The 9992-nt window shown below is 39.7% G+C and carries 8 protein-coding genes; all 8 read right to left on the bottom strand.

All coding sequences use genetic code 11. The annotated features are described in order from the left end of the window. The coding region (locus tag G596_RS23150; protein ID WP_044929222.1) for an Ig-like domain-containing protein at positions 1-1476 on the bottom strand (1476 nt) is incomplete at its 3' end. Positions 1477-1579: 103 nt separating this feature from the next. After that, the gene (locus G596_RS0119660) at positions 1580-2935 is read right to left on the bottom strand and encodes a hypothetical protein (protein WP_022763513.1); all 1356 of its coding nucleotides are present in this window, start codon (positions 2933-2935) and stop codon (positions 1580-1582) included. Positions 2936-3475: 540 nt separating this feature from the next. Continuing rightward, entirely contained in the window at positions 3476-4585 is a 1110-nt protein-coding gene (darG, locus tag G596_RS0119655; RefSeq protein ID WP_022763512.1) for a type II toxin-antitoxin system antitoxin DNA ADP-ribosyl glycohydrolase DarG, read from the bottom strand. Positions 4586-4593: 8 nt separating this feature from the next. Further along, positions 4594-5202: a DUF4433 domain-containing protein gene (locus tag G596_RS24240; RefSeq protein WP_026671436.1), complete on the bottom strand. Its 609-nt coding sequence runs from the start codon at positions 5200-5202 to the stop codon at positions 4594-4596. 463 nt (positions 5203-5665) lie between these two features. Next, the gene (locus G596_RS26150) at positions 5666-6007 is read right to left on the bottom strand and encodes a transposase domain-containing protein (RefSeq protein ID WP_196805262.1); all 342 of its coding nucleotides are present in this window, start codon (positions 6005-6007) and stop codon (positions 5666-5668) included. A gap of 282 nt (positions 6008-6289) precedes the next feature. Continuing rightward, positions 6290-6544, bottom strand: coding sequence for a hypothetical protein (locus G596_RS25700; protein WP_026527822.1), 255 nt, complete (start codon positions 6542-6544; stop codon positions 6290-6292). Positions 6545-6672: 128 nt separating this feature from the next. Continuing rightward, entirely contained in the window at positions 6673-6903 is a 231-nt protein-coding gene (locus G596_RS23130; RefSeq protein WP_334291022.1) for a YobI family P-loop NTPase, read from the bottom strand. 228 nt (positions 6904-7131) lie between these two features. Then, on the bottom strand, positions 7132-9444 hold the full coding sequence (locus G596_RS0119620) for an Ig-like domain-containing protein (protein WP_022763505.1): 2313 nt from the start codon (positions 9442-9444) through the stop codon (positions 7132-7134). Positions 9445-9992 lie beyond the last annotated feature (548 nt).

Here is a 9992-nt window from a genome sequence, read left to right as displayed (position 1 = left end):
CTTACCGTAGTTAAAGGCATTCTTGTCTATAGTGTTGATGTTTTTTCCTATATCAACTTTTGTTGCCTGCTTGCAGTTTTTAAGGAAGCCCTTGCAAATTCTCGTGACTTTGTAGGTCTTACCATTTGCTTTTACTGCCCCAGGAACTACTACTGTTTTGAGGTTCTTACTGTTTACATTTTTGAGGTCTAATTTTGTTCCTTTAGTCTGCTTGAATACATACTGGGAAATCTGTTCATCTTTACTATTGTAATTCGTGACTGTGATATTTGATGTGCCATCTTTAGTTTCTTTTATCTCTGTGACAGTTCTGCTTCCATCAGGATTCTTAGTTTCTTCTACTCCATTACCTGATTCCGATTCAATTGTCACCGTAACACAAGCAGGTTCAGAATCTGTATGACTATCATCACCTATGACTTTGTACCATACATAATAGGTTCCTGCTTTAGTTCCGGTAGGAATTGATGTGCTATACCCGGATGTCGGTGGTGTTTTAGCATCTGTACCAATAGCGTACTGCATTGTACCACCCTCGGCTTTTCCTGCTTCAACGAGTTCCTGTGCGGATCCCGTGTATGTCAGTGTCTTTGCTGTCGGAGGTGTAACCTTGATAGATACTTTGCTGATTTTAACAACGCAGCTTGCAGTAATTGATTCAGCTCCGGTATAAGTTGCTGTAATCTTTGCCTCACCTGCAGAAACAGGAGTTACAGCTCCATTTTCATCAACTTTTGCAATCTTCTCATCAGAAGATGTCCATTTCACCTTATTTTGTGCAGCTGCAGGAGTCACTGTTAACTTCACAGGATCGTCAGCTAAAGTCATTTCCAAGGGGTCAGGCGAAAGCGCGATGGATTCTATGACTGTCCTGAACTCGATTACCTTTCTTTCATTGTCCTGTTTATCAGTTTTATAGCCCTCAGGATCCCAGACTTCATATTTACCTGACGGGAGTGTAAAGCTTCCCTTTTTATCATTTCCTGCCGCGGTATTTTCAGTCTTGTGTTCCCCGTCAAGCCATAATTCAAGTATTTCACCACCACTATAATTAACGGTTCCACAATATACTGTCGCATCTTGCTTTGTACTCACAATTGCTATTGGTGCATTGGCTCTTCCTCCTTCAGAGATTTCACTAATCAATTTAAATGGTGAATTTTCTGATAATACAAAGCCACTGTATATTCTCACATAGCCATTATCCGTATTATTTGTATCATAAGGGTTTATTGTATCGTAAGGTGCTTTTCCCTGTAGGGTTTCCTGACCTGTGCAAAATAATCCGTTTTCGTTATCATCGACTACAATAAAATAGAAATTGTCACCCTGCTGAAGCTCAGCTTCAGGAATGCTGTACGCCTTTGCCTGAATCGCCGGTAGCATTGTCATCATCAGCACCAGCGACAGCATCAGTGCCACAGCACCTCTTAATCTGTCTTTGACTCGTTTTGTCAGTTCGTTTTGTAATTTCATTAAACCACACTCCTTTCGATTTGACCTTGAGTGTACCTCTATCGGAGGATTCCTAAGGTCATTTCATAATTCTTATACCCTCATAGTCTCTACTCTGAAGTATTCATTTTTTTCTTTTTGCTTTCACAATATGTCTTATTGCATTGTCATATACAAAGAAAAGATAAACCGCAATTGTTGTCATAAGCACGCGATATGTAATAAAGAAATGCACATACGAATGATTTGACAGAACTAAAAAACGCATGAACGGTACAAGTGCAATCATCACCATTGGAATAACAATTTGTAATTCTATTCTGTCATGTAGTAAATACACCAGTATTAGCCCTGCAATGAGAATAAGTCCTGTAGTAAGCCACACTCCTCCGGCCTCCATAACCCCTGCGTGAGTTGGATAAAGGCATGCAAGATTATGCCAGATTGCGCCACTTAATCTTCGTGCAAAATCCACTGTCTGCGAAGATGACACATTCGATTTGCGAACATCTCCTCCCAGTCTAAACAGTCCCTCCTGTAAGGAAGTGATCATCGTATCTTTTCCGGCAACCACAGTCAATAAAATGATCTTCATCACAAACATCCCAAGGTAGCCGGCAAACCAGCACAATCCGCTATAGATAACCAGCATGCAGTTGACTTTTATCTTGCCGACTGTCTGATCTTTTTTTGCATTGCGTCTATTAATCGGGCTTTCGTTTTTTTCTTTTTGTGCCTTATTTGCCAAAAACAAAAGCATAGGCATTGTGAAGGTCAGTGTCTCTGTTGTAAGAAAATCCACAAAACAAGTGATCACGCCTGTAATTGCAAAAAAAGCCATAAGTCTCGCTGTAGATCTGTCTTGTCCCAATACCATCACCAGAGATGCCACAGACGCTGCAAGAAAAGCCGTTCCATATTCCAGCGATGTAAATAACATCCAGGGATGGATCAATATAAATGCAATCAGATAACAACAGGCAAAAGCTATATTTTTACGCCTTATAAGCATCACTATTATTACAAGCTGTATTGTGCAGATAGTGATTCCGCATAGGATACGGATCTTATCGATAGGCATGATCAGCAGAAGCGGCCTGATCAATACAAGGCTCCCATGCCAATATCGCCCATATTCCATATTGGGCGCCTCTGCATCATTTACAGCTGAAAGCAGTCCCTCATAAGCCTGCTGCATTTCTCCCTGTGTATACTTCGCCTGTATAACGGATTTAAAAGGGTGCCGTTCATCGATACAATATGAAATATCACATAACAGGGTATCTGAAAAATTGTCCTGTATTGAGTTGATATAGTCATCCAATAACGGTTCGAATGGCTGTCTATTCGCAAAATAATTTGCACTAATCAGCGTATTCTCGTAAATAGCCTGCCTGGGTATACAAGCTACTATAAGTAATACAATACAGATGCACATTGTTGCCGCAACGCTTAACAAAACCTTTTTCAATGTATTCATTTCCGGTCTCCCCATTGGCCGAGTAAATTGGGATAATATCATACTTAACAGCAACCATTACATAAACTAATTTTATAAGACACAATATAAAATGTGTATTAAACATTAGGAAAAAAACTCTTAATCCCGTATCTTTATGTCATTATTTCTGATATATCCATAATACAAATCCCTATGTTACATATATAAAAAGAAGGCTACGCACTTACCTGCGATAGCCCCCGAAACTCATCCTAACTTCAAAAGCCAAGATGTTTATAGTAAAGGTGCAAAGACACGCAAACAACAATCAATAATTCTATGAATAAAACCATTATTGATTTCCTCAAGAGTTCTTTGTCTGCAACTCTCAAGGCTTGTCTCATAATCTTTTTTCAGTGATTCAATGATATCTGCCTTGTAGAACAACGAATTACATTCAAAGTGAAGGAACAGACTTCGGTAATCCAAATTCACCGTGCCGATAGTTGCAGGACAGAAGGTATTAGATTACATTCAACATGCAGTTGAAAACCTATTTCTTATGACGGTTCATATTATCTATACGCCCATCATCACCATTTCATCTGTATCCATTAACTTGTTGCTATGTATCACTGATATAAGTGAAAGCATTGCCAGATTATGAATTGTATCGCAAACCTCAAAATTCTTTTCCTTTTCCCAATGAGGCTTCCAAGACATAACATAATCATACACATCTTTATCGCTAATCTGTGTTTTTTCCTTCTTCAATTCATCGAACGCATATAAAACCGTTGCCACCATTTCAGCCTGATCCGTACTCTTAACTCTACCAAAGAGATCAACTGTTTTCTTCATGGCCATCCATTCATCTTGTGAAAACTTATCCCTATCTATTTTCACGTTTTCCGGAACGCTTAATGAGATCATTCTCCCTAAGGTTTGCTCAATAATCAGATTCGCATTTGCTAATACTGTAATTGATTCCTTTACTTTAGCTGAATATGGACCATAGCTTCCTTTTGAAAAAGCAAATCCCGTGTTTACTCCATTTCTTGTCATGACATAGCATATCTTCTGATAAATCGTTCTGCCAACCTTTAACGAATATGTTCTTCCATTGAGTTCTCTTACCGCCTGAAGAATTAAATACCATTTAGGATTTACTCTTAAATTACTCTTACCTAAAACGTCTTCTTCTAAAGCAGCTTTTGAAAGAAACTCCTCTGTAATCTCATTTCTGCTCACCCCAAACGGAGCATATATCTCGATTTCTATTGGTAATTTGCTTAATTTCTGATACATAACAGGGCCAACTATCGCCCAATCAAGCCCTCCATTTCCACATCCTAAAGGAGGAAATGCGATACTTGTAATCCCATACTTCTCATAGTTACCCACAAACCAATCCAGTCCATCAATAACGTATGATAATCTAGATGGCGATCTCCAATGATCTTTCGTAGGAAAATTAAGGACTTTCGTGCCATCGCCATTATCATAAACATATGGCATCCCAGTTTTAACCTGTTTAGAATTACATCTGTTTACATAATCCATAAACATCTCAGGATATCTTTTTTTGAACTCTAATGCTATGCCCTTACCCATCACCCCTACGCAATTAACTGTATTGACGATGGTTGTGCATTCACTTTCAAAAATATCCCCTATTTTTACCTTCATAGTTTCTCCTAAAAAAACACTCCGGGTACAATAATTATTTGTCTATCAAACCCAGTTAATTTAAGTCTTTCTGCTGCCACTTCATTAACAACAGCGGCAGATACAATATAGTCAGCAGAAACGCAATACGGAATCAACGCCTCTGCGCACTTTATTGATTTCTTTCTACATTGTTCATAGTAGTTATCATCTGTCCAGTATCTTGCATAAATGAGGTCAAAATCCAGGATCTCTAGACCAGCTTCAACGCTATAGAAAGCCGCGTAATCGCTAGATGCATTTCTATCCGAAAGAATTACCCCTTTCAGATTCAGAATCGAACTATCTACCTTCAATACGCAAATATCTTCATTCTGATCTCTTTTTCTAGACAACATTGGATTCCGCGGATCAAAATACAGATTAGCATACTGATGTAGCTTCAATCCGTTAGGAACTTGAACTAAATCTCTACGAACTTGTACTTCATTCATTGCAATAGATACATGATCAATCCTACTTGCTTTCTCATTAGACAATAGTCCTCTCTGCATTATGGATGGAACATTATCGATTGCCTGAATATTATATAGACCATTTTGATTTGTAATTTCTGTGAATCTATCTGATGCTCTCATCTTCCCCTCTGATAGCATTTCTCCGCCGCCAGCAAACACATTTTGCTAAATAGGACGAGAAGCATTAACAATCAAGTACGTTTATTGAAAATTTTAACACAAATACATTATTCCTTCTATATCACTTCCCAATCCTCAAACTCACTGACCTTAGTCATCGTCATCCCAGTCGCCCATGGCCCAGAGCCAGGCCTCTTTATCAGCCTTGTCACGCTCCAGCTCCTCCTGCCTTCAAAAGAACTCCTTCTTCTCAGCGCGCGACATGTTCTTCTTAAGCTTCTCGACCTCCTTGTCAGTCAGCCGTACATCATGCTCGTCATTTGAAAACAATCCGAAAAGTCCCATAATATGTACCTCCGTATAGCAACCTCATACCTCAAATCTTCTGCTAATCTAATTATATAATTTTCATATGTCGTAAGCGTAAAATAATCCGCCTACCTGCAAATAAAACGCCGCAGGTTTATTTGCGGCGTGGTTTACGGCAGTTATCAGGTAATGTCTCGGACCATGGTAATAAGTGATCCAGACTTGCCGTATCTATATTTCCATTCTCATCACGGAGCTTTGGAAGCTCTGTAAGGAGGTGATCTACGTAGTAATAGGAGCTCAGGTTATTTAATCTTGCGGTCTCAACAATTGAATAAATCACAGCACTGGCTTTTGCTCCCCGTATGGTAATTAGGAAGCTTTTCGCACACTGCGCTGCAGAAAATGTGCAGAGTATCACCAAAATTAAGGTAAGAAGCTCCAGCCAAGCCATTTTCATACATACATTCTCATAATCAACCAATACTGTAGCCACAAGTAATTCCTCCATTTATACCGCTTTTCAAATATACCTCATATCTTCTACTAATCTGATTATATAGTTTTCATGTGTCCAATAACTATACCAGCACTTTTAACAAAACAATCATTATGTAATGATCTCTCGGAATCTTGAGTGATCATGCCAGCTAAATTCTGGCAATTGAACTTTGACAAGTGAATATTACCCAAGATGAATAAAAGATGCAAAACAGGGCATGAATAATAGACATAACACTGTTGCTATGCCTGAGAATGCTGTATGATATTTACGAGATCATGCTACATTACAAACCAACTTTCTCAGGGCGGATTCGTAAGGCAGATCCCATGCATCCAAATGTTGTAACATGAGGATGTGATAGAGGCGGCAGTACCACATCTTTGTTGAGCGGTGCCTGCCGCTTTCTAGCTTGAAGTCTATTTTCTCACGCTTGTTTGAGCGTTCAACAGAAGTTCTTGCATTATACTCGTTTTTCCATTCATCACTATCTCTTGGCGGTATGTTTATAAGGCGCGGATTATCTTTCATGGCCAAATGAACAGTACGACCATATTGGGAATTCGAGCATGGTTCACTACAGGAACATCCAAATTTTCTGCTTGCCAAGGGACAACGGAATTTAATGCGGTATTTGGAGCTTTCAACACCATCATGGTTCATTTTTCTTCCAGCCTTGCATCACTAATATATGGAGAAACTAATGAAATGTACTCATCAGAAATATCGTACGAAGAAACCTTCATTTTTTCACGGAGTATTTCTCCGGAATTTACTGAGCTTATATACGGAACTATGGGTATGATAAAGTCAAAGAACTTTGTACACTCTCCTGGCTTTTTAAACATATCATCCTTTATAGCATAGACAAATTTTACTGAACCATTTATGTTCTCATTATTGTTTATTACACTATTTATGTACCTATAGATTCCTGTTTTTGCTACTTAAATTAGCAGTCACTTCCTGTTTGATTTTGAAGATTCGTTGTTTTCAATAGTGATTATTAAAGTAAAATAAGAAAAATCCGACCGTAAAGGGAGCTGCGCACAGGCCTCTGCTTGGCCTGGTGCACAGCCCCCCATAAGCTCAGTTATTTTTTGTAGTTGTAGGCTATCTTACTTTACTGTTACGCTTACCTTCTTCGCCAGGCCATTTCTTGAATATACATAAACCGCACAATTGCCGGCGCTTACGCCTGTTACTTTTCCGTTCTTATCAACCGTTGCGATACTCTTATTGGTTGATTTGTAGCGGAATTTTGCTGCATGGCTATCAGAAAGCTCTTTCTTCTTTCCTTTTTCAAGGGTCGTTGATGCCTTGATCTTGGTGGTCTTTCCGACAGCTACAGTTATGGTCTTTGTGGAAAGCTTAAGCTCTTTGACGTTCTTATATTTCTTATTGTCTTTTCCTGCGAAGTGGGCTGAGACAGTCTTTCCAACCTGATTTCCATCACTGTCATATGCAACAACATAGAGCTTAAAGTTCTTCTTAAAGTTGATCTTCTTATTGTTTATCTTCTTTAATGTTATGGTGTTCTTCTTTGTTGTAGCTGTTGCCTTCTTGGGATAACTATTTCCACAGTAGGTTGCATATACTTCATACTTTGCAACACCTTTAGTTTTATCCCATGAAACAGCGATTTTTCCATCCTTCTGAGTTATCTTTACACCTGAGAAGAAAATGTTACCTGCTTCTGTATCAGCTTCATCAGCATATGCCAGAGCAAAGGTTGAAAAACCATCCAGGCTAAGAGGTATGGACATTGATGTAGTTTTAGCTATTACTTTTGCAGCCTTGTTATGTATATGAATCACATAAAAGTTTCTCTTGACTCCTGCCGGTGCCTTGAGATTATCCGGTACCTGTAAAGTAACTTTGATCACTTTTTTACCTGTTTCAGTCACTTGCCTTGCTTCGCCCTGACCTACCTTAATCCATAGAGAAATATCAAAGAACATGCCGACTTTACTATTCTTATTCTCATTTTTCAGTGCATTGTCAGTAAGATTCTTTTCTTCTTCCGGAACAGAAGAATCAATATTTGTCATCTGCAGCGTAAGTGATACGTTATCACCGGAATTAACCTTAGCTTTCTCTTCGTCTGTCATAACGCCTTCAGCAAGTTCAGAATCAAGGCCTTCTACCTTTACTTCAGGAGTATCATCCTTTTTCTCTACTTTTGTTTCGATAGTACTATCGTCTTTCTTTTCTTTTATTTGGACTTCTACGCATGACAGATCAGAGTCTTTATGTGAGTCATCTCCTACAACTTTGTACCATACATAATAGTTTCCGGCATCGGTGCCTTTGGGGATGGATGTGCTCCAGCCATTTGTCGGAGCTGTGGTTGCGTCCTTGCCTAATGCATACTGCATCGTGCCGCCGGAAGCTTCGCCGGCTGTCACCAGTTCTTGTGCCGCACCGGTGTGGGTCAATTTCTTGGCTGTCGGAGCAGTTGTTACGGTTGCAGCTGGTTTTTTGTAAGGGAACAATAATTTTTTGTAGGATCCCAGGCTTCCACCGCTTGTATTTATGGGGATTTCTGTTCCATCACCAGTTCCTTCTACTGTGGACCAACCCTTGCCTGCGACAGAATTAATGACCTTTTTATTAGTATAAATTGCCCTTGTTGTACCAGTTATGGTTACGGAAGTAATGCTTGAACCGATTTCTATATCATAAGAACCGCCCATTTTAATCCCATACTTTCCACCTTTCACTGTCACATTTCCACCTGTAAAACTATGTTTACCATTATAACCGGATATTGCAGCAGCATCATCATTACTGTCGTCCTCCGCTATCGCAGTAACATCACCGCCTTTTATGCTAACACCATAACCAGCATCAATTCCTTGTTTAGCTCCCTTCGCTTCCACAGTTCCACCATTTATGACAACTTCAAATTTAGCGTTTATTCCGCTAGAAGAATCTCCCAATGCATTGATTGTTCCGCTATCGATTTGTACGCCTCCACCTCGCATATAGATTCCGGATGATGTTCCTTGTGTAGTAAGGGTACCATTACCTGAGAAATTAAATCTACCATGATAGTCATAACTGCCACACATTCCAATACCGATGTCATCCCCGGAGATAATGTTATTTCCACTTAATACAATATTGAGGGCATTATTGTTATTTTTATGATAATAGATTCCTGCCTTACCCCAGCCATCCTGGAAGCGATACCCACTTGTAATATTCGCATTATTCAGGGTAAGTGTGTTGGAAGCCACGTCATAGCTAACTGTTGGCGTAGCCTCTCCTGTGATATTCGCTGCATTAGCGCTTGTCACCTGCACGTTGTTGACCCAGAGGGTGGGGTAATCATCATCAGCATACGCCGTCAAACTCATCCCCGGCATCAGCCCAAGCACCAGCGCCAGGCTGAACAGGAATCCTAAAAAACTTTTCTTAATTCTCATAAGCTATTATCTCCTTTACTTCTTATTCACGACTGTTATGGCTGCCGCAAAGCCATGTTACACAACACAAAAAGCCGTCGAATAAGACAGGGCTCTAACCCCTGTCTTATTCGACGGTTATCCATCATTAATATATTCTATTTTAGTCCCCAAAAGGGCACAATAATCGTGCTGTACCAGAAGCGCTGTCACAATCTCTGATTTGGGTAACAGCGCCCATCTCAAAACTACCCAAGAAGCCGGGCTATAAGCGAAGGCTGATTGGCTGCAGTTGACGGGTGTTCCGTTCCGTTCCGTTCCGTTCCGTTCCGTTCCGTTCCGTTCCGTTCCGTTCCGTTCCGTAAACAGTATCTGTTCATTCATCCTGCCTGTCAATACCTTTTTTTCACTCAATACAAATACCCCTCATATCACAAATGCAAGTCATACCTTTATTTTACAGGATATAATCTAAAATATGTATTAAGCAATAGAGAAAGTATTCTTAATAGTTGATTTAATTCAGCTCTGGCAAAATCTTATCCACATCATACTCAGGGGCATATTTT

The sequence above is a fragment of the Butyrivibrio sp. AD3002 genome, from assembly GCF_000420905.1.
In the GTDB taxonomy this organism is placed as follows: Bacteria; Bacillota; Clostridia; order Lachnospirales; family Lachnospiraceae; genus Butyrivibrio.
The sequence above is the reverse complement of the archived record's forward strand: the minus strand, read 5'-3'. Positions and strand labels throughout refer to the sequence as shown.